Genomic DNA, 21079 nt, shown 5'->3' on the forward strand with positions numbered 1-21079 from the left:
GAATGGGACAGCCCGCCGCCAAGATGAACGACCTGATCGTCAATCCGGGCGACCTGCACATCGTCATCAATGCCGAAAGCGGCGCGCCGGTTACTGAGCCGCTGCCGTTCCAGGGACCGATCGTCCAAGGTGTCTGCCCCAGCGTCCGCATCGACGGGCAATTCGCCGCAGTGGTAGGCTCCGGCGCGACGAACGTGCCGCCGCATATCCCGATCGACGGCAGCTTTTCGGTGCCGCCGACCAACCAGGGCAGCATCGTCATGGGCAGCGCGACCGTCCGCTTCGCCGGCCGCGCCGCCGCGCGTGCGGGCGACCCGTGCGAGACGTGCCACGACGTGCCGCCGGGCGGGCCGCAGGCGCCGCTGCCGATGGTCGTCGTGCAGACCCCCACCAGCGTGCTGATCGGATGATGCCGGTCCGCCTGATCGCCGCGCCAGGCAGCAGCGACTTCCTAGGCCGGGGCTGGGCGTTTCCGGTAAAGGCGCGCGGCGGCAGAGTGCTGCTGGCATCCGACGCCGCCGACATCCGCCAGGCGATCGAGATCATCCTTCGGACACATCCCGGCGAGCGCGTGATGCTCCCGGACTTCGGCTGCCGCATCAACGAACTGGTGTTCGGCGCGGGCAATGCCGCGACGTGCAGCCTGGCCGAACTCCATGCCCGACAGGCGCTCGACCGGCGGGAGCCACGCATCCAGACCACCAGCGTCTCGGCGGTGATGGACCCCGTCATCCCCGCCTGCCTGCGGCTCACGGTCGGCTTTACCGTGCTGGCGCGTAACCAGCCCGACAACGTCGTCTACCCCTTCTACCTCACCTGACAGGACCACTCGAACAATGACCGATCCGATGATCCAGAAACTGCGCGACCGAGCCGACGACCTGCGCCGCGAGAAAGCGGCCGGTGAAGACCAGTTGCGCCAATTGGACGAGCGGCGCGAGCAGCTGTCGCAAACGCTCCTCCGCATCGCCGGTGCGATCCAGGTGCTAGAGGAACTGATCGCCAAGGCCGGCGCGGACTGACCCGATGGCCGCCGCCGCTCCCGTTCTGGATGCGCGCACCACTGAGGATTTCCTCGGCCAGGCGCTGGCGCTGGCCCGCGTCTATTGTCCCGACTGGAGCGCGGGCTGGCCGACGCCGATCGACCAACTCGCGGTCGATGCCGATCCCGGACTGGCGATGCTCAACCTGTTCGCGCTGCTCGGCAGATATCTGGGCGACGTCGAGAACCGGATTCCCGACCAGCGGCGTCTGGCCTTTTACAGCTTCCTGGGGCTCATGCTGCGGCCGCCGGTCGCCGCGCGGGCACCTCTCGTGTTCCGTCTGCGCGACGACCGACCGCCACGGGCTGTGCCTGCGCGCACCGCCGTGCTCGACGCGCCGACGCAAGCCGTGCGGTTCGAGACCACCGACGACCTGCTCGTCCTCCCCGCCACGCTCGCCGCTGCGGTGACGCTGATCCCGGCGCAGGACCAGATGATCGACGTGCTTCCTCGGCTGGGCAGCGACGATCCCGTCTGCGCATTCGGCGGAACCCTAAGCGATCCCGCCGTCCGCCAGATCGGCCACTGGTTCCTGATCGGCGATCCTGCGCTGTTCACGCCCGACAGCGCGACGCGCCGGCTGACCCTGACGCTGACCGGACGTAACCTGCATCCGGCCTATTTCGACCAATGGTTCGACGGCGACCTGACGCCGCTGCGGGCGCGGACCAGCGTCTCGGCGGACGGTCTGTCGCTTTCGATCGAGCTGATCGACATGCCGGCCGCCAAGCCGATGACGGTTGGCGATCTCCAGCAGGCCCTGGACAGGGCCGATAATGGCCCTTCGGTCGCGCCAGACGCGCTCGCCGACGATGCGAAGCTCGGCTGGCTGGTCGTGAAGCCCGCGCCCGCCATCCGCATCGTCGGCGCGCTGAAGCGGCAGGTGCCGGTCATCACCGGGCTGACTTGCGTCGCAAGCGGCGATGCCGCACCGGTTCAGCAGGCGGTGACCGGAACCGCGCCCTGGACCATCGGCAACGGCGGCTATCCATTCGGCCGGACGCCGGCGGTCAACGATGCCTTCTACCTACGCGCCGACGATGTCCTGGCCAAGGCGGGCGCGCAGATTGTGCTGTCGTTCGATCTGCAACCGCCGAGCGCGCGTCGCGACGCAAGCATCGAGTGGCAGTATTGGGACGGGAAAGGCTGGGCGGCGTTCAACGCGACATCGGTCGATGTCAGCCTGCATCAGTTCGCCGACACGACGGATGCCCTGCAAGGCGATACGCGTGTGGTGCCAGCCGAGATCGCGTTCGTCTGCCCGACAATCCCACTCACCGCGGTCGCCGGCATCACCGGCCGCTGGATTCGCGCGGTATTGACCGCAGGCGGCTATGGCACGCCCGGCGGCTACACGACCGACCCGGTCGATGCGACGATCGCCCGGGTGCCGTCAGACATCCTGACCGATGACGAAAAACGCAAGCTGACGACCTATCTGACGCAGACCGCCCGAATCGGCTTCGGCGTCCGGTTCGATGCCGGCAGCCAAACGCCGCCGTTCGTCCGGGGCGTGCGCATCGGCTATCGCCGGACGGCGACGCCGCAGCGATACTGGACCTACAACGCGCTGTCGCTGACCCGCTTCCTGTTCCGTCCGTACCGGCCGGTCGAGAACCAGGCGACCGCGCTGTATCTCGGTTTCGAGCCGAAGGGATTCGTCGCCCACGCTGCGGGCAAGGCGCTGACCCTGCTGGTCCATCTGATCGACGATCCGGCAGCGGATACGACGACGGCGCCGTGCTGGCACGCCTTGGACGGCGATGGCTGGGAACCCCTGGTGGTCGATGACGGCACGCACGCACTGTCGCGATCGGGGATCGTCCGCCTTGTCGTCCCCCAGGGGATCGTGCCCACGTCGCTGTTCTCGGCCGCCGCACCGACGTCCAGGGGGCGAACGATCGCCACGCCAATCTCCAGACCGGCTATCTACTCCAGCGGATCGAAACCTACCCCGGCGTCGTCGTCCTCTCGACCAACCTGCTCGCCTCGATCGACCCGGCGTTCATCCGCCGGTTCCGCTTTATCATCGACTTTCCGTTTCCGGGGCTGGACGAACGGACGACGCTCTGGCGCGCGGCCTTTCCGCCGCCGACGCCGATGGCGGACGACATCGACTATCATCTGCTCGCCGAACGCGCCGCGCTGACCGGCGGGCATATCCGCGAGGCCGCGATCACGGCCGCGGTCGAAGCATCGGCAGCCGGCGAGCCGGTCACGATGGCGCGCGTCTTCGACGCGATCGCGCGGGAATATGACAAGCTGGGAAAGGTCTTCTCGGCGCGCGATTTCCTTTTGACGGAGGCGGAGTGAAGCCATGTTTGCAGACCGCGAGAAGAGCGAAGCCGCCGTACGAAACCGCACATCGGTCACCGATGCCGGGTACGACCGCCCATCGATGCTCGCCCCGCTCCGGCCGCTGCGCTACGCGGCGAGCCCGCTCGGGCTGCGCAGGTCGGAACGCCCGAGCGCAAGCGGGATTACCGCTGCGGAGAACGCCGCCGTGCGCGACCTGTCGCACGGCCGCGTCGACCTCCACGCAATCGGCGCCAGCGTCCACCATGTCGCGGAAACTCACCCGCGTCTGACCGCGGTCGGCGCCCGTTCATTGACACAGGGTCGCCAGGCGCTGATCGGCGACCCCGCCGACCGCGGGCACGAGATCTGGCATCTGGCGCAGCAGGCGATGGGCGCAGTACGCCCGACGACCATCATCGGCGGCGCGCCGGTCAATGCCGATGCGCGGCTGGAGGCCGATGCCGATCGGATGGGCGCCGCGATCACGCGGGCGGCGACACCCGCGACAGCGTCGTCCGCCACGATATCGACCATAGCGATGGCGAGCCCTAGCGAAGCGATCCAGCGTCAGGTCAAAAAGTTCAAATCGGAAAGTATCATGCGTGAGCCACCGATCCCGGACTTGCTCAATTCCCTTGATTACGCAAAGTTCAAAGAAACCAAACCGCAGATACAGAAGCGGATAACGGAAAGAACATCTAATCCAAAGAAAAACAAGACGCCGATGCCGAAATCTATCGAAGCGACGATCGCACCCAACGTCTTCGGGCAAACCGCATTAAAGCGCAAAACACACAAGAGTGGCGTCGTTGGCAAGATTGGAATTGACAGCCTGTATCTCGAGTCTAAAAATTACGATGTGTACGAGGGCGGCCATTTGATACCACACGAGATCTGGACATCATCGGACCCACAAGCCCACTTGGCCGACGACTACGTCAATCTCGTTCCGATGTCCCGAAACTTGAATGTCGGTACTGCCGAAAACACATGGAAAAATGCCGAAGGGAAGATAACTCAGCATTGGAAGAACAATAATACCTTCACTGTGAAGGTGAAGGTCGATACACCGCGGACCAAACTTCATCACTATGGCAGATTGGCCGAGGTATTCGATCTCAGTCTGAAAAACATAAACGACGCATATAAAACGGTCGAGCTATGGAACTGGATGCCGGCATCGATCGAAGCGGAAGAAACTACGAACACTATTACGTTCAGCTCCGTATTTGAAAACGCGAGCCATAATGTTCATGGAGCGATCTCATCGGGAGGCGAGCTCGTCAGCGTGTTGAAGGAAACGCCGATCTGGAACCGGTGCGACATCGACCTGCAAGACGATTTGCTCGACCTGTGACCCAAGTCGCCCGACGCAGTGGACCGATCAGTGTTTCAGCCCGGCCTTCAGCTCATACCGCCCGTCGGTCATGTCGCCGAACAGGTCGCTGACCGCAGGGTGATCGACCGGTTCCTCGCTGTCGTCGCGCACCAGGTTCTGCTGGCTGACATAGGCGGTGTAGGTCGACTCGTCGTTCTCGGCGAGCAGATGATAGAAGGGCTGGTCCTTGCGCGGGCGGCTGCCCTCAGGGATCGCCTGATACCATTCCTCGCTGTTGGCGAAGACCGGGTCGACGTCGAAGATGACGCCGCGGAAGTCGAGCATCCGGTGGCGCACGACCTCCCCGATCCCGAACCGCGCCGTGGCGACGCTGGGCATGGGGACGCCCGTCTCGAGGATATCGGTGGAGGAGATGCTACGATTCATGCACCCAAGTTAGGCACGTTTTCGCAATGCACAAGCATGACGCTTGCACGCATCTGAAAGCTTCGCTAAGCGCGCCCCTCACGACCCGCCCCGGGGCCTTTTCACGAAGGTGACGCCCGGCGCAAACCCCTCGCGGAGAGGTGGCAGAGTGGTCGAATGCACCGCACTCGAAATGCGGCGTGCCGGCAACGGTACCGAGGGTTCGAATCCCTCCCTCTCCGCCACTTACCTTATGATATCGAGATCGGGTGCGAGCTCGTAAATTGCTCGTGAACTGCCACGCCGTCAGACGGGGCCGGCTGTCGCCGACCCCGCTGCCCGCCGTGGCGTCTCCTCAGCTTGCTTGCGCGAGCTGAGGGCGCCCGCGTTTAGAACTGGAACGCAACCCTTCCGTACAGGAACCGGCCGTTGAAACCGAACGGCGACAGCTGGCTGTACGGCAGGAAATAGCTGTTCGGGGTAAAGCCCGGGGCGCCGGTCGCGCCGCCGGTGGGCAGGCGATCGGGATAGGTGTCGAACACGTTGTCCGCACCGACCGCCAGCGTCACCTCCTTGATCGGGTGCACGCGCACCTCGACGTCGGTCACCCATTTCGGCGTCAGCTTGAAGTCGCCGGCGACCGTACCGAGCGGGGCGGTCAGCGCGCCGTTCACCGCGGTCCAGACTGTCCCGAAGCGGTTGGCGCGCACGGTCGCGCCGATCGGGCCCAGATCCCAGTCGGCCGACAGGTTCAGCTTCGTGCGCGGCTGCGAATCGGTCAGGCGGAAGCTTTCCTGGCGCCCGAACAGCGGAGATCCCTGGAGCAGCGGGTTGGGCAGCACGGCCCGGTTGATGATCTTCGTCGTGTTGTAGTTGTACCCCGCGGTCAGCACGAAGCGGCCCACGCCGAATTCGGGCAGGCGATAGGTGCCGATCACGTCGACGCCCTGCGTGCGGGTGTCGACGCCGTTGACGAAGAAGCGCGCCGAGGTGACGCCGTTGATCCCCGCCCCGGTCAGCAGGTTGACGACGGCGGTGCCGGTCAGGTTCTCGGTAAGCGTCACCCGGTCCTTGATCCGGATGTTGTAATAGTCCGCGGTCAGGCTGAAGCCGGTGAACGGGTTGAGCGTCACGCCGCCGGCGAAGTTCAGCGCCTTCTCCGGTTCCAGCTGCTTGCCGCCCAGCGCCAGCGCGACGCGGCTGGTCGCCGGCACCGTCACGATGTCGATCAGCGTCGGCACGCTGTTGATGACGGTGTTGTTGGTCGAGGTCGTCGTGAAGAACTGCTGCGCCAGGCTCGGCGCGCGGAAGCCGGTCGACACCGACCCGCGGATGGCGATGCCGTCGACCGGCTCGAACCGTGCGGCGACCTTGCCGTTCCAGGTGTCGCCGAAGTCCGAATAATGCTCGTATCGGCCGGCGCCCTGCACGGTCAGCATGTCGTTCACTTCGGCATCCAGCTCGACATAGCCGGCATAGCTGTTGCGCGACACGTCGGTCGCGTTCGCCGGCTGGAAGCCCGGGAACACCTGCGCGCCAGGCGCGGCGCCGTTGCGGGTGTACTGGCCACCGATGTAGCTGGCGGTGTTGCCCGGGCGGATCTTGAAGTTCTCGTTGCGGTATTCGCCGCCGACCGCGAAGCCCAGGCTCGACAGGAAGCCGACATCGACCTTGCGGCTGAGATCGAGGTTCACGACCGTCTGGCCGAACGCGATGCCGCCGGCATCGAACCGCCGCGGCGAATCCACGCCGCCCAGCGACACGTTGAAGCTGTCGATCGTCTGGTAATCGAGCTGGTTGGAGCCATAGACGACCGACAGGTCGGCCTTGAATCCGGCAACGTCGGTGCGCACGCCGACCGCACCCGACACGTCCTCGATCTGGCTCTGGATCTTGGGCAGGAAGCCGTCGGCGTAATAGGGCACGAACGTGGTGGTCGATGCCGCCCAGTTGCGGTTGCGCGCATCGTTGGGTCGGCGGAAGAAGCCGGCACCGATGCCGTCGCGGATGCCGTAGGTGCCGAACGCATAGAGCTCGGCATTGGCGCCGACGTCGTAGCCTGCGTTGACGATGACGTTGTAGTCGATCGCCTTGCCGTCGCCATATCCGTGATTGAACCGGTCGATGGCCAGCTCCTTGGCGAAGTCGGCCGTCGTGTTCTGATACTGGCGGCGCGGATCGGCGCCCGAGCGCTGGGTCGGGTCGCGGTCGCGGAACTGCGCGGAGAAGGTGAAATAGCCGCCCTCGCCGATCGGCAGGCCCAGGCGGGTCGCGAGCGTCAGCGTGTCGCCGTCATGACGCTCCACTTCGTCGCCATAGTTCAATTGCAGCACGTCGTTGGCGCCGCCGTTGTTGGTCAGCACGTTCGGCACGCCGTTCGTGTTCGAGACGCCCAGCACTTCGTTCACGCCGCTCTGCGTCGTGCGATACTGGCCAAAGGTAACCGATCCGGACACGCCCACGCGCTTCGACAGCTGGATGTTGATGACACCCGCGATCGCGTCCGAGCCGTATTGCGACGAAGCGCCGTCGCGCAGCACTTCGATCCGGTCGATCGCGATCGGCGGAATCTCGTTCAGGTCGACCGCGCCTGACCCACGGCCGACAGAGCCGTTGAGGTTGAGCAGCGCCGCCTGGTGCCGCCGCTTGCCGTTCAGCAGGACAAGGGTCTGGTCGGGCGCCAGGCCGCGCAGCGTCGCGGGCCGGAGCGAATCGGTACCGTCGGTCAGCGAGGGCTGCGGGAAGTTGAACGACGGGACGAGCTGGTTCAGCACCTTGTTCGTCTCGGTCTGGCCGCTGTTGGCCAGCTGGTCGCCGCCGATCACGTCGATAGGCACCGGGCTTTCCGCGATCGTGCGGCCGCCGATGCGGCTGCCGGTGACGACGACGGTATCCTCGGTGATCGGCGCATCCTCGGCCTGCGGTGCCGGCACCTCCTGCGCGACGGCCGGCATCGACAACGCGACCGACGATACCGACAACGCGAGCACACCAAGCAATTTACGACGCATGATCTTCCCCCCGAAAGTAATGTTCCGCCCGGTTCGGGTCGGTTATGCGCAACATCTTATGCACGTCGGCGCGGGCCACAAGCACGGCGACCGCCCCGCCAACCACTTAGCTACCCCGCTGTTGCCGCGGCGCAACAATGCGGCCACAAGGATTCCCGCAGTTGACACTCCCCGGCGCTTTGGGTAGCAGCGCGCCTTCATCCCGCCCGGCACGCCGGCGCGGGCCCGGATTTTTGATTGAGAGTTTGAAACGCCATGTTCGCAGTCGTGCGCACGGGCGGCAAGCAGTATCGCGTTGCCGCCGGAGACAAGATCGTCGTCGAGAAGATCGACGGTGAGGCCGGTTCGTCGGTCACCCTGGGTGACGTGCTGCTCGCGGGCGAGGGTTCGGACCTCAAGTCGGTCGCCGGCCTGACGGTCGCTGCCGAGATCATCGCGCAGGCGAAGGGCGAGAAGGTCATCGTCTTCAAGAAGCGCCGCCGCCACAACTATCGCCGCAAGAACGGCCACCGCCAGAACCACACGATCCTGAAGATCGTGTCGATCGGCGGTTCGAGCGAGAAGAAGGCGAAGGCCAAGAAGGCCGATGCCGCTCCCGCCGAAACCAACGCCGCTGCCGAAGCGTAAGCGCGCCTGTACGAACGATACGAAGAAGAGAGTCTAGCTCATGGCACATAAGAAAGCAGGCGGTTCGTCGCGTAACGGTCGTGATTCGGCCGGCCGTCGCCTTGGCGTGAAGAAGTTCGGTGGTGAACTGGTCATCGCCGGCAACATTATCATCCGTCAGCGCGGCACGCGCGTGTACCCGGGCGCTGGCGTCGGCATGGGCAAGGACCATACCCTGTTCGCGCTGACCGATGGTCGCGTCGCGTTCAAGGACGGCAAGCTCGGTCGAAAGTTCGCGACCGTAGTGATGATGGCCGAAGCGGCCGAATAACGGGCGACCGATGACGGGTTGCCCACCAGGGCGACCCGGCGTTCCGTAACTGGAACCAGCCAAACAAGGGAGGACGGGTCGCCCCGGACTCCCTTTTTTACTGCTCCCCGCACACCCGCGACTGTCGCAACCACGTCACACTGTCGTGGTTGGGCGACACGCGCGACACGAGGAGAGTGGACATGTTCGCACGCACACCCCGTCTGACGCTCCGGCCCGGCTGGATCGAGGACGCCCCCGCTCTCGCCCGGGCGGTCGCGCACGAGTGCGTGGCGATGAAACTCGCCCGCTTGCCCTGGCCGTACGATCTGGTCGATGCGGAGACGTTCCTGGCGATGCCGGTCGCGCGGGACGAAGCGTCATGCCTGATCTTCGCGCACGACCTGAGCGACGCGCCGATCTTGATCGGCGGGTGCGGCATCCACCGCGGCGACGACGGCCCCGAATTCGGTTATTGGCTGACACCCGCCGCCTGGGGTCGCGGCTATGCGACCGAAGCGGGCCGCGCGATGCTGGGGATCGCCCGCTGGGGGCTGGGTCACCGCAGACTGACGGCGCACCCGCACGACGACAATCCGGCCTCGGCGCGCGTCCTGCGAAAGCTGGGGTTTATCGCCACCGGTCGGCACGACGCCCGCTTCAGCCGCGCCCGCGGCGGACTGGTGCCGAGCGTCGGCTATGCGATCACGCTCGACGACGCGGAGGTCGAGCCGCCACGCATGGCGGCGTGATGCTGACACCGTCACCTCTGCGCAGGCGAGGTGACGGTGGAAGGCCGGAAATGCTACGCAGCCGCCAGCCGAGCGGCGGCGAATTCGCTGTCCACCAGGCCGATCAGCTTGCGATCGTCGTGATTCCACGGATGGAAGCCGGGCAGGAAGAACGCGACATACTGCCCCAGCACCTTGCGCGCCATGCCGGGCCGCCCGAACGCGTATGTGAACAGCCGCCACTTCACGCCCGCACCGGTGAAGCCGTCCTGCCGCAGCAGTTCCAGCATCCCCTTGGTCCGTCCGGCGAAAAAACGCCCGGTGACGATCATCATCACCAGCGCCTTGATCCGCCAGCGCTTGAACCGCGGCCAGTCCTTCGTCGCATGAAGCCAGGTGTCATAGGCGACGCCCTTGTGCTCGATCTCCTCGACCGCGTGCCACTTCCACAAGGCGGCCGCGTCCGGATCGCCGCCTTCGAGATGCGACGGATCGGCGATCAACTGGTGCGCGAGGATCGCGGTGAAGTGCTCCAGGCACATCGTCGCGGCCAGACTCGCGATCGGCGGTCGCCCCTTGGTCAGCGCCAGCACGCGATCGACTTCGGCGTCGAGCGGGCGAATGTCGTAGCCCTGGTCGGTCACATGGCGGTTGAACGCGACATGCTCGCGGGTGTGGATCACTTCCTGCTTGGTGAACGCCGCGATCTCGGCCGCCAGGCGTGGCGGCGCATCGTCGCGGAACTTGCGCACCGAATCGATGAAGAAGCCCTCGCCCTTCGGAAACGTCACCGACAGCGCGTTGTAAAAGGCCGTCGCGACAGGGTCGTTGTTCAACCACCAGCGACGATAGGTTGTACCGCGCCCGAACCGCATATCGCGCGGCGTGATGGTCAGGTCGGCGGGAGTCTTTGCGTTCACGATCGAATTCCTCCAATCAGGACGCTTCATCTGGCGGTTACTTACACGAATGTCAATAATACCGATCCGCAGGCGGTTGAGCCCCGCCGAGTCCCGCGACGCGGCGCTGGAGGCGGCGCGCGACCTGCTCGTCGAATTCGGTCCGCAGGCGGTGACGCTCAAGGCGGTCGCGACGCGGATCGGGCGAACGCACGCCAATCTGCTCCACCATTTCGGGTCGGCCGCCGGGCTGCAAAAGGCGCTGATCGAGACGATGGCGAGCCGCATCACCGGCCGCATCGGCGAAGCGGTGCTGCGCGCGCGCGCTGGCGATCGCAACCCGCAGGAGGTCGTCGACCTGACCTTCGACGCTTTCGATGAGGGCGGTGCAGGCGCGCTGGCGAGCTGGATGATCCTGTCGGGTAACGAGGATGCGCTCGACCCGATCCTCAGCGCGATCCACGATCTGGTCGATCAACTGACCGCAGCGGACACGGATGGCGAACCGATCCACGACCAGACGCTGCAACTGGTGCTGATGGCGCTGGGCGATGCGTTGCTCGGCGGGCCGATGGCCAAGGCGCTGGGCCTGCCGCGCGGGCGGGCGCGCGAACTGGCGGCACGGGGATTGCTGGCGGGTCGATAGGGGCGACTGACCAATCCCCGTTCGGGCTGAGCTTGTCGAAGCCCTGCCCTTCTGTCGGACATGGGCAAAGTCCATGTCGTCGGCCGCGATCCTCGCGCCGGCCGGGCGCTCGCGCTTTGTGTCGATTTAGCTTCGCTAAATCGCTACAGCGCGGGCCATGCACTTTCTCGACCAAGCAAAGATCTTCGTTCGCTCCGGTTCCGGCGGCGGCGGCGCCGTGTCGTTTCGCCGTGAAAAATTCATGGAATACGGCGGCCCGGACGGCGGTAACGGCGGCAAGGGCGGCGACATCGTGTTCGAAGCGGTCGCCGGCCTGAACACCCTGATCGACTTCCGCTACACCCAGCATTTCCGCGCTCCCCGCGGCAAGGGCGGCGCCGGATCGAACATGACCGGCGCCGGCGGCCAGGACCTCGTCATCAAGGTGCCCGTCGGCACGCAGGTGCTCAGCGAGGACAAGGACGAGGTCCTGCTGGACTTCACCCGCGTCGGCCAGCGCCATGTGTTCCTGCGCGGCGGCGACGGCGGGCGCGGCAATCTGAGCTACAAGACCTCCACCAACCGCGCGCCGCGCCAGCACGGCACCGGCTGGCCGAGTTCCGAGGCCTGGGTCTGGCTCCGCCTGAAACTGCTCGCCGATGCGGGACTGGTCGGCCTGCCCAACGCGGGCAAATCGACCTTCATCAACGCGGTGACCAATGCGCAGGCAAAGGTCGGCGCCTATGCCTTCACCACCACCCGCCCGCAACTCGGCGTCGTGCGTCACCACGACCGCGAATTCGTGATCGCCGACATCCCCGGCCTGATCGAGGGTGCCGCCGAAGGCGCCGGCATCGGCGACCGCTTCCTGGGGCATATCGAACGCTGCCAGGTGCTGCTGCACCTGGTCGACGCCAATGACGAGGACGTCGCGACCAGCTACCGCATCGTGCGCGACGAGTTGGAGAATTACGGCGCCGGGCTTACCGAAAAGCCCGTCGTCATCGCGCTCAACAAGATCGACACGCTCGATGAGGAACTCATCAAGGCGCTGTCCGAGGAACTGGAAGACGCCAGCGGCGCGCCGGTCATCCCGATCTCGGGCGCGGCGCAGATCGGCGTCGACTGGGTGCTCGACGAGCTGCTCGCCAAGATGAGCGGCACCGCCGAAGTCGTGGCCGCGGACGACGAAGGCGAAGACGCGGTGGAGTGGTCGCCGGTTTAACCGCGCCCGGCGACCTGCTATATCGCGAGCATGGCAACGCAGCAGGTCTATCCGCTCCTGACGGCCGACGAATTTCTCGAAATCGACTTCGGGGATCACAAGGCCGAACTCGACAACGGCGTCATCCGGATGATGGCCGGGGGCACGGCGCGACATGCGAAGGTCGCCGGCAACATCTTCATGGCGTTGGGCGCGCGGCTGCGCGGGAGCGGCTGCGCCCCTTACAATGCCGATATGGCGACACGGACGCATGATCTGTCGATCCGATATCCTGATGTCAGCGTGTTCTGCGGTCATGACGGCCCCGAAGACGATGACGCGAAGGCGTTCGACGATCCGCGCATCCTGATCGAGGTGCTGTCCGCCGGCACCGCCCGAACCGACCTGCTGGTCAAGCTGGTCGAATACAAGGCGCTCGGCAGCGTCGATACGATCGTGTTCGTCGATATCGCGACCGAACGCCTGCGCATCGTCCAACGCACCGGCGCACAATCCTGGAACGAGAGCCAGCACGCCACGCCGATCGACCTTCCCCTCCCCTCACTCGACCTCGTCATCCCGCACGACGAAATCTTCACGCGCGATTGAGCGGATTGGCGGATGGCGGTGCGCGCGCTAACGACGCGCGCAGAATGAGCCTGTTTCCACCCGCCTCCTGCCCACGCCTGATCGTGAAGATCGGGTCGGCGCTGATCGTCGATCCCGACGGGAGCGTCCGGCGTGACTGGCTGGCGGGTATCGCCGCCGACATCGCCGAGCGGGTGCGGGCGGGCCAGCAGGTGGCGGTCGTGTCATCCGGTGCGATTGCGCTCGGCGCCCGGCGGCTTGGGTTGGCCAAGGGCGGGCGCGCGAGTCTGGAGGACGCACAGGCCGCCGCCGCGACGGGTCAGATCGCGCTCAGCCAGACGTGGGCGGACGTGCTGGGTGCCGAGGGGCTGACCGCCGCGCAGATGCTGGTGACGCTCGACGACCTGGAGGACCGCCGCCGCTATCTGAACGCCGCGGCGACGCTCGACCGGCTGTTGAGCCTGAACGTCGTGCCCGTCCTGAACGAAAACGACAGCGTCGCGACCGCCGAAATCCGCTTCGGCGACAACGACCGGCTTGCCGCACGCGTGGCGCAAGCGGCGGGCGCGCAGGCTGTCGTGCTGCTGAGCGATATCGACGGGCTGTACGATCGCAACCCCGCGCTGCCCGGCGCGGTCCATATTCCCCGCGTCGAGCGGATCGACGCGGCGATCACCGGCATGGCCGATGGCGGCTCCGCATCCGGCATGGGATCGGGCGGAATGGTGTCGAAGATCGCCGCCGCGCGCATCGCCGCCGCGGCGGGCGCGCACCTCGCCATCGCCTCGGGCCGCATCGACCGGCCGCTGTCGACCGTAGCGCGACACACGATCTTCGTCGCCGAGAAGACGGCCCCTGCGCGCAAGGCTTGGCTGGCCGGCGGGCTGACCGCGCGGGGGACGCTGCACGTCGATGCGGGGGCCGCCAAAGCACTGGTGGGCGGCGCCAGCCTGCTCGCCGCCGGCACCACCGCGATCGACGGCGACTTCGCCCGCGGCGACCTGGTGACCATTGTCGCGCCCGATGGCGGCATCGCGCGGGGCCTCAGCGAATATGACGCCGACGACGCCCGCCGCCTGATCGGCCACAAGCGCGACGACCACGCCGCGATCCTCGGCTATGCCCCCCGCTCCGCGCTGGTCCATCGCAACCACATGGCGCTGACATGAGGCTGGCGATCACCGGCGCGACGGGGTTCGTCGGCAAGCGGCTGGTCGCGCTCGCGCTGCGGCAGGGCCATGCGGTCACCGCGCTGACGCGCCGGCCGCGGACGGGCGGCGATGGCGTGAACTGGGTATTCGGCTCGCTGGAGACGCCCAACGCGCTCGTCAGCCTGATGCGCGGCGCCGATGCCGCGATCCATGTCGCCGGCGTGGTCAACGCGCCCGATCGGCCGGGCTTCGTGCTCGGCAACATCGACGGGACGCGCGGCGTGCTGGTGGCGGCCGAGCAGATGGAGGTGCGCCGCTTCGTCCATGTCTCGTCGCTCGCCGCGCGCGAGCCCGGCCTATCCAATTATGGCTGGTCGAAATCGGCCGCCGAAGGTCTGGTCGTCGGCTCCGGCACCGACTGGGACATCGTGCGCCCGCCCGCTGTCTATGGTCCCGGCGACATGGACATGCTCGAGATCTTTCGCATGGCGAAGCACGGGCTTGCGTTCCTTCCGCCGGGTGGGCGGATGTCGGCGATCCACGTCGATGACCTCGCGCGCCTGCTCCTGGCACTCGCCGAGGCACCGGCGACGCGCACCATCCTGGAGCCGGACGACGGCCGCCCCGGCGGATGGAGCCACCAGGGCTTTGCGCGCGCGGTCGGCGAGGCGGTCGGCAAGCGTGTCCGTCCGATCGCCCTGCCCCGCCGCGTGATGGATCTGGGCGCCCGCGTCGATCGCCTGGTCCGCAAGGGCAATGCGCGACTGACGCCCGACCGCGTGTCCTACATGTGCCACCCCGACTGGGTGTCCGATCCGCTGCGCCGCCCGCCGCAGGACCTGTGGCGCCCGCAGGTGCCGACGCCCGAGGGCCTTAGCCAAACCGCGGCATGGTATCGTGCCGAGCGCCTGCTATAGCGGCGCCCAATCCCGGCCGCATTTGCCGACCAGAAGGACCGCCATGACCGACCGCGCCCAGATCTTCGACACCGTCGCTGCCCAGATCGACCCCTTCAACAAGAAGGGCGTCGCCTTGAGCGAAGCCACCACCTTCCAGGGCGACCTGGAATGGGATTCGCTGACCGTCATGGACTTCGTCGCGGCGATCGAGGACGAATTCGACATCATCATCACGATGAACATGCAGGCCGAGATCGAGACGGTCGGCCAGCTGGTCGATGCCGTCGCGAAGCTGAAGACCGCCTGACCCTTCCCTTTTGCCCGAGCAGACCATGACCGAAACCGGCCTCCAGCCCGAAGCGCTGCCCGCCAACCCCGAAGTGACCGGCGGCACCCGCGACCTGATGTCGAAATTCGACGCACTGATCGCGGAGCGGCAGGCGCTGATCGACACCGGCGTGACCGATCCGTTCGCGATCGTGATGGACGAGGTGCGCTCACCGACGCAAGCCGTCATAGCAGGCCGCGAGACGATCCTGCTCGGCACCTACAATTACATGGGCATGACCTTCGATCCCGATGTTATCGCCGCCGGCCACGCCGCGCTCGATCAGTTCGGGTCGGGCACCAACGGCAGCCGGATGCTCAACGGCACCTTCCGTGACCATATGGAAGTCGAACAGGCCCTGCGCGACTTCTACGGCGTCTCGGGCGCCATCGTGTTCTCGACCGGCTACATGGCCAATCTCGGCATGATCTCGACGCTGGCCGGCAAGGGCGATTACGTCATCCTTGACGCCGACAGCCACGCGTCGATCTACGACGGCTGCAAGCAGGGCGTGGCTGAAATCGTCCGCTTCCGTCACAACGACGTGACCGATCTCGACAAGCGGCTCGGCCGCTTGCCCAAGGACGCCGGCAAGCTGGTCGTGCTGGAGGGCGTCTATTCGATGCTCGGCGACATCGCTCCGTTGAAGGAGATGGTCGCCGTCGCGAAGAAGCATGGCGCGATGGTGCTGAGCGACGAAGCGCATTCGATGGGTTTCTTCGGCCCCAACGGTCGCGGCGTGTACGAGGATCAGGGGCTGGAGGGGCAGGTCGATTTCGTCGTCGGCACCTTCTCCAAATCGGTCGGCACGGTCGGCGGCTTCTGCATTTCCGATCACCCGAAGTTCGAGGCGATCCGCCTCGCCTGCCGCCCGTACATCTTCACCGCCAGCCTGCCGCCGTCGGTCGTTGCGACCGCTGCCGCGTCGATCCGCAAGCTGGCGACCGCGCATGAGAAGCGCGCGCAGCTGTGGGACAACGCCCGCACGCTCCACGCCGGCCTGAAGGCGCAGGGCTTCAAGCTGGGCACCGAAAATTGCGACAGCGCCATCATCGCGGTGATCCTGGAGGATCAGACACAGGCCGTGGCGATGTGGCAGGCGCTGCTCGACGGCGGGCTGTATGTGAACATGGCGCGGCCGCCGGCGACCCCTGCCGGCACCTTCCTGCTGCGCTGTTCGCTGTGCGCCGAGCATACGCCGGAACAGATCGCCCGCGTCATCGCCATGTTCCGCGCCGCGGGGCAGGCCGTTGGCGTGATCGGCTGAGCGCCGCTTTCCAGCGTCCTGAGCTTGCGATAGACTTCGCGCCGTATGAGCGACCGGGGCGGGTCCGACATCGCGGCGTATCTTTCCGCGCATTGGCGTGCGATCCTGCTTGCGGTCGTGGCGACGCTGGCGGCGGGTGTCTTCGCCGCGGTCATCGCCACGTTGGGCGAGGCAAATCGCCAGCGCGACCGCGCGCTGGACCTGCAATCGCACAGTTTCGACGTCATGCTGCGCACACGCGCGCTGGCGGAGACCATGGCGCGCGCCGAGGCGACGCTCGGCCGCTACGTCATCAGCGCCGACAAGCGGATCGGCCAGCAATATTCGCAGGAATGGCAGCAGGCAGGTCAGCAGATTGACCGGCTGGCCGCGCTGACCCGCGATACGCCGCAGCAGAACCGCCGCGTCGATGCCCTGCGCGCCGCGTATGAAAGCCGCGGCGAGGAGCTGTCGCTGATCGCGCTCAGCACGCAGTACAAGAAGAACCAGCAGGCCCTGTCGGCCTATTATGCCGCACGCGATGCCGTCGCGTTGCGGCGGACCAGCGACCTGCTGCAACGCTTCCTGGATAGCGAGCGGATGCTGCTGGAACGGCGCACTGCCGCCGCGCAGGCAACCGTCACCAGTTCAAACCGCGCCGCCGCCGTTCTCGCGATCTTCGGCGCCGCTATCGTGCTGGGTGCGATCGTGCTCGGCTGGCTGACCATCCGTGCGCAGACCGCCCGTTCGATCGCCGCGGCGGAAGCCGAGGACGAACGCGAGCGCGCCGAATTGCTGGAGGAAGCTGTCCGCACCACGACCGAGGATCTGGAGGCGGAAGCCCGCGAACGCGCATCGGCGGAAGCGAAGCTGCGGCAGATGCAGACGCTGGACGCGATCGGCCAGCTGACCGGTGGCATCGCGCATGATTTCAACAATATGCTGGCCGTCGTTCTCGGCGGGATCGAACTCGCCAAGCGCCATCGCGACGATCCGGGCGAAGTCGCGCGCCACCTCGACAGCGCGACCGAAGGTGCCGACCGTGCCGCTGCGCTGACGCGCCGCCTGCTGAGCTTCGCGCGGGCCGAGGCCCTGCAACCCGTGGCGATCGAGGCGGCGTCGGTGATCGCCGGCATGTCCGACCTGATCGACCGCACGCTCGGCGACCTGGTCACCGTCGAGGTTCGGGACGAGAGCGCGGGCTGGCAGGTGTTCGTCGACCGGCACGGCCTCGAGAACGCTGTCCTCAACCTGGCGGTCAACGCGCGAGACGCGATGGACGGGCGCGGCACACTGACCATCACCGCCGGCCATGCGACGCTGAGCGAGCATCAGGTCGATCGCTGCGCGGCGGGCGACTATGCGACGATCGCGGTCGGCGACACCGGCTGCGGGATGAGCGAGGCCGTGGTCGCGCGCGTGTTCGAGCCCTTCTTCACGACCAAGCCGATCGGCAAGGGCACCGGCCTGGGGCTCAGCCAGATCTTTGGCTTCGTCCAGCAATCGGGCGGCGCGATCGCAATCCGCTCGGCGCCGGGCGACGGATGCACTGTTACGCTGTACCTGCCACGCCACATCGCCGCCGCTGCGCTTGGCGGAGAAACGGTCGATAGCGCCGCTGCCCCCGACGCACCGTCGGCCCGCGCGCTCGACATCCTGGTGGTCGAGGACGATCCGCGCGTGCTCGCCGCCACGATGGGCGCGCTGGAGGCGCTGGGCCACCGCCCGGTCGCCTGTGCCGATCCGCTGCGCGCCGAAGCGGTCGTCGACGACCATGGCGCGCGGTTCGACCTGATCCTGTCCGACGTGCTGATGCCGGAGCGTACCGGCCCCGAACTGGTCGCCGACATCGCGCCCCGCCTGCCCGATGCCGCGGTGCTGTTCGTCACCGGCTTTTCGGGCGATGCCGGCGAACAGGGCGGGCTCGCCGGGCGTCACGTCCTGCGCAAGCCGTTCACCATGGCGGCGCTCGCCGCCGCGATCGACGCCGCCGTCGCGGTGCCCCCCGCATCGGAACCGATCCGCAGCGCAGCGTGACCGCGGACGTCCGCAATTATCGCTGGCGCGCGCCGTTCGCGCCGATATAGCCGGCGGCCATGAAGTCGATCGATCGCTACCTCGCGCGCCTGATCGCCGTACCGCTGATCTCGACGCTGGTCATCGCGGCGATGCTGCTGGTGCTCGACCGCATGTTGCGCCTGTTCGACTTCGTCGCGACCGAAGGCGGACCGGTCAGCGTCGTGTGGAAGATGCTGGCGAATCTGCTCCCCGAATATCTCGGCCTCGGCATTCCCATCGGCCTGATGCTCGGCATCCTGCTGGCCTTCCGGCGCCTGGCGACGACGTCCGAGCTGGATGTCCTTCGCGGCGTGGGCATGAGCTATGCGCGGCTGCTGCGCGTACCCTTCTACTACACCATCGTCCTTGCCGCGGCGAACCTCGCGATCGTCGGCTTCGTCCAGCCCTATGCGCGCTACGCCTATGAAGGCCTGCGGTTCGAACTGCGCTCCGGCGCGCTCGGCGCATCGATCAAGGTCGGCGAATTCACCAACCTGGGCGACAAGATGACGCTGCGCATCGAGCAGAGCCTGGACGACGGACGCCGGCTGAACGGCATCTTCGTCCACGCGACGCCGCGACCGGGCCAGGAAGCGTCGGTGACAGCGGAGAGCGGCCAGTTCCTGCGCACCGACGACCCGGATGTCATCATCTTCCGCCTGACCAACGGCACGCTGGTCCACAACGGTCCCGGCTATCGCGCGCCTCGCGTCCTGACCTTCACCAATTACGATCTGCCGATCGATCTGCCGCGCTTTGAACAGTTCCGTCCGCGTGGCGAGCGCAACATCGAGCGCAACCTGATCGAACTCGCCCGCCTGGGCCATGACCGGGGCGCGAGCGAACAGACCCGCGACACCAGCCGGTCCGCGTTCCACTTCCGTCTGGCGGAAGTCGCGACGATGTTCCTGCTGCCGTTCCTGGCGGTCGCGCTGGGCGTGCCGCCGAAGCGATCGACATCGGCACTGGGCGTGTTCCTGTCGATCGTCATCATCGTGACCTACCACAAGATCAATCAATACGGCGAAGGCGTGGGCGGCCGCGGCCAGATCGATCCGATCATCGCGCTGTGGGGACCGTTCCTGCTGCTGACCGCGCTGGTCGGCTGGATGTTCTATCAGATCGCCTACGTTCCCGGCGGCCAGCCGATCGGCGCGCTGGAACGCGTGGCCGGCAAGGCGATGAGCGCGATCAAGCGCTGGATTCCCGGTCTGAACCGCCGGCGGGAGGTTGCGGCATGAGCGGTGCGACGTCGTTCTTCCCGTCGCGGACGATCACGCTCTACATGGCGCGGCTGTTACTGACGCGGACCTTTGCCATCCTGCTGGCGCTGGTCGTCGTCCTTCAGGCGCTCGACCTGCTGAGCGAGAGCGGGCGCATCCTGGCCCATGCCGGCAACGGAGAGCCCGAGATCTGGCGCTATGTGGGCCTGCGCGCGCCGCAGATCATCTCCCGCTTCCTGCCATTCTCGGTCCTGCTTGGCACGATCATCACGCTGACCACGCTCAACCAAAACAGCGAAGTCATCTCGATGAAGGCGGCCGGGCTGTCGGCGCATCAGGTGCTGGCGCCGCTGATCGTCGCCAGCCTGGGCGTCGCCGCCCTGTCCTTCGGGTTCAACGACCGTATCGTCGCGCGCGCCACCGCGACGCTCGATCAATGGCAGAAGGTCGATTACGGGACGCTGCCGATCGACCGCGGCGATCGTGCGAACGTCTGGGTGCGTGAAGGCGACGACCTGATCCAGGCGCGCCAGATCCGCGGGCGCGGCGATGCGGCGACGCTGGGCGGCGTCAGCGTCTTCGAACGCGACGGCGGGCGGCTGATCTCGGTCACCACCGGCACCACCGGACGCCGCGATGGCGATGGCTGGCGGATCGACGGCGCACAGCGTTTCGACGTCGCGTCGGGGAAGGTTACCGCACTCGGCACCACCGTCGTCGGACGCGGCGTGCGGCCGGATCAGTTCACCCTGTCGAGCGTCGATCCCGATGGCCTGTCATTCCGTGAACTCAGCAGCGCGATCGACGATCTCGACGCCGCCGGCCGCCCGACCAAGGCGCTGGAGGGGTCGCTGTGGCACAAGCTGTCGGGGCCGCTGTCGTCGGTCCTGATGCCGCTGCTCGCCGCCGTCGCCGCCTTCGGCGTCGCACGGTCGGGGAAGCTGTTCGTGCGCGCCGTCATCGGAATGGCGCTGGGTTTCGCCTATTTCGTCGCCGACAATTTCGCGCTCGCGATGGGCAACCTGGGTGCCTACCCGCCGTTCCTCGCGGCCTGGGCGCCGTTCCTGCTGTTTTTGATGGTCGGGGAAGCGGTGCTGGTGCGTACGGAAGAATGA

The 21079-nt window shown here is 66.8% G+C and carries 22 protein-coding genes and 1 tRNA gene; 20 read left to right on the plus strand and 3 right to left on the minus strand.

The window, feature by feature from the left end; translation table 11 throughout:
* Nucleotides 1–2: 2 nt before the first annotated feature.
* Genes ASE86_RS11275 through ASE86_RS11300 form a run of 6 tightly spaced genes read left to right on the plus strand, consistent with a single transcriptional unit; the run spans nt 3 to nt 4698 of the window.
* Nucleotides 3–410, plus strand: a complete 408-nt coding sequence (locus ASE86_RS11275; RefSeq protein WP_056426041.1) for a PAAR domain-containing protein — start codon at nt 3–5, stop codon at nt 408–410.
* Nucleotides 407–820: a GPW/gp25 family protein gene (locus ASE86_RS11280; protein WP_200911508.1), complete on the plus strand. Its 414-nt coding sequence runs from the start codon at nt 407–409 to the stop codon at nt 818–820. Before ASE86_RS11275 ends, ASE86_RS11280 begins: the two co-directional genes overlap by 4 nt.
* Before the next feature lie 16 nt (nt 821–836).
* A complete protein-coding gene (locus ASE86_RS11285; RefSeq protein WP_056426044.1) occupies nt 837–1022 on the plus strand; it encodes a hypothetical protein in 186 nt (61 codons plus the stop codon).
* A 4-nt stretch (nt 1023–1026) separates the two neighbouring features.
* Nucleotides 1027–3192, plus strand: a complete 2166-nt coding sequence (locus ASE86_RS11290; protein WP_056426047.1) for a hypothetical protein — start codon at nt 1027–1029, stop codon at nt 3190–3192.
* Nucleotides 3144–3356 carry a hypothetical protein gene (locus ASE86_RS11295; protein WP_056426049.1) on the plus strand — a complete coding sequence of 71 codons (213 nt, stop codon included), beginning with the start codon at nt 3144–3146 and terminating at the stop codon, nt 3354–3356. Before ASE86_RS11290 ends, ASE86_RS11295 begins: the two co-directional genes overlap by 49 nt.
* A gap of 4 nt (nt 3357–3360) precedes the next feature.
* Nucleotides 3361–4698, plus strand: coding sequence for a hypothetical protein (locus ASE86_RS11300; protein WP_056426053.1), 1338 nt, complete (start codon nt 3361–3363; stop codon nt 4696–4698).
* Between the two features lie 27 nt (nt 4699–4725).
* On the opposite strand, the gene hspQ is transcribed toward ASE86_RS11300, so the two are convergent.
* On the minus strand, nt 4726–5106 hold the full coding sequence (gene hspQ / locus ASE86_RS11305) for a heat shock protein HspQ (RefSeq protein ID WP_056426056.1): 381 nt from the start codon (nt 5104–5106) through the stop codon (nt 4726–4728).
* 134 nt (nt 5107–5240) lie between these two features.
* On the opposite strand from hspQ, the gene ASE86_RS11310 reads away from it, so the two are divergent.
* A tRNA-Ser gene (locus ASE86_RS11310) sits at nt 5241–5330 on the plus strand.
* Nucleotides 5331–5474: 144 nt separating this feature from the next.
* Here the strand turns inward: ASE86_RS11310 and ASE86_RS11315 are convergent.
* Complete coding sequence (locus ASE86_RS11315; RefSeq protein ID WP_156347102.1) at nt 5475–8096, minus strand: TonB-dependent receptor plug domain-containing protein; 2622 nt, start codon at nt 8094–8096, stop codon at nt 5475–5477.
* Nucleotides 8097–8351: 255 nt separating this feature from the next.
* Between ASE86_RS11315 and rplU the strand changes: the two genes are divergently transcribed.
* The 3 genes from rplU to ASE86_RS11330 all read left to right on the plus strand — a co-directional run bounded on the left by rplU (nt 8352) and on the right by ASE86_RS11330 (nt 9764).
* Nucleotides 8352–8723, plus strand: a complete 372-nt coding sequence (gene rplU / locus ASE86_RS11320) for a 50S ribosomal protein L21 (RefSeq protein WP_056426061.1) — start codon at nt 8352–8354, stop codon at nt 8721–8723.
* 40 nt (nt 8724–8763) lie between these two features.
* Entirely contained in the window at nt 8764–9033 is a 270-nt protein-coding gene (gene rpmA, locus ASE86_RS11325; RefSeq protein WP_056426064.1) for a 50S ribosomal protein L27, read from the plus strand.
* Between the two features lie 182 nt (nt 9034–9215).
* Nucleotides 9216–9764, plus strand: coding sequence for a GNAT family N-acetyltransferase (locus ASE86_RS11330; RefSeq protein WP_235524050.1), 549 nt, complete (start codon nt 9216–9218; stop codon nt 9762–9764).
* Between the two features lie 53 nt (nt 9765–9817).
* Here ASE86_RS11330 and ASE86_RS11335 read toward each other — a convergent pair whose 3' ends face one another.
* On the minus strand, nt 9818–10693 hold the full coding sequence (locus ASE86_RS11335; protein WP_056426067.1) for a metal-dependent hydrolase: 876 nt from the start codon (nt 10691–10693) through the stop codon (nt 9818–9820).
* 19 nt (nt 10694–10712) lie between these two features.
* Between ASE86_RS11335 and ASE86_RS11340 the strand changes: the two genes are divergently transcribed.
* The 10 genes from ASE86_RS11340 to lptG all read left to right on the plus strand — a co-directional run bounded on the left by ASE86_RS11340 (nt 10713) and on the right by lptG (nt 21079).
* Nucleotides 10713–11288 carry a TetR/AcrR family transcriptional regulator gene (locus ASE86_RS11340; RefSeq protein ID WP_056426069.1) on the plus strand — a complete coding sequence of 192 codons (576 nt, stop codon included), beginning with the start codon at nt 10713–10715 and terminating at the stop codon, nt 11286–11288.
* Between the two features lie 157 nt (nt 11289–11445).
* A complete protein-coding gene (obgE, locus tag ASE86_RS11345; RefSeq protein WP_056426072.1) occupies nt 11446–12492 on the plus strand; it encodes a GTPase ObgE in 1047 nt (348 codons plus the stop codon).
* A 30-nt stretch (nt 12493–12522) separates the two neighbouring features.
* Nucleotides 12523–13080 carry a Uma2 family endonuclease gene (locus tag ASE86_RS11350; RefSeq protein ID WP_056426075.1) on the plus strand — a complete coding sequence of 186 codons (558 nt, stop codon included), beginning with the start codon at nt 12523–12525 and terminating at the stop codon, nt 13078–13080.
* A gap of 44 nt (nt 13081–13124) precedes the next feature.
* Nucleotides 13125–14228, plus strand: a complete 1104-nt coding sequence (gene proB, locus ASE86_RS11355) for a glutamate 5-kinase (RefSeq protein WP_056426079.1) — start codon at nt 13125–13127, stop codon at nt 14226–14228.
* On the plus strand, nt 14225–15127 hold the full coding sequence (locus ASE86_RS11360; RefSeq protein ID WP_056426082.1) for an NAD-dependent epimerase/dehydratase family protein: 903 nt from the start codon (nt 14225–14227) through the stop codon (nt 15125–15127). Before proB ends, ASE86_RS11360 begins: the two co-directional genes overlap by 4 nt.
* Nucleotides 15128–15170: 43 nt before the next feature.
* Entirely contained in the window at nt 15171–15416 is a 246-nt protein-coding gene (locus tag ASE86_RS11365) for an acyl carrier protein (RefSeq protein WP_056426084.1), read from the plus strand.
* A 25-nt stretch (nt 15417–15441) separates the two neighbouring features.
* A complete protein-coding gene (gene spt / locus ASE86_RS11370; protein ID WP_082441798.1) occupies nt 15442–16704 on the plus strand; it encodes a serine palmitoyltransferase in 1263 nt (420 codons plus the stop codon).
* A gap of 45 nt (nt 16705–16749) precedes the next feature.
* Complete coding sequence (locus tag ASE86_RS11375; protein WP_056426088.1) at nt 16750–18720, plus strand: ATP-binding protein; 1971 nt, start codon at nt 16750–16752, stop codon at nt 18718–18720.
* Between the two features lie 59 nt (nt 18721–18779).
* Nucleotides 18780–19982, plus strand: a complete 1203-nt coding sequence (lptF, locus tag ASE86_RS11380) for an LPS export ABC transporter permease LptF (RefSeq protein ID WP_056426091.1) — start codon at nt 18780–18782, stop codon at nt 19980–19982.
* Nucleotides 19979–21079, plus strand: a complete 1101-nt coding sequence (lptG, locus tag ASE86_RS11385; protein WP_056426094.1) for an LPS export ABC transporter permease LptG — start codon at nt 19979–19981, stop codon at nt 21077–21079. The genes lptF and lptG overlap by 4 nt, the downstream gene beginning before the upstream one ends.

The sequence above is a fragment of the Sphingomonas sp. Leaf33 genome (assembly GCF_001421785.1).
Classification (GTDB): Bacteria; Pseudomonadota; Alphaproteobacteria; order Sphingomonadales; family Sphingomonadaceae; genus Sphingomonas.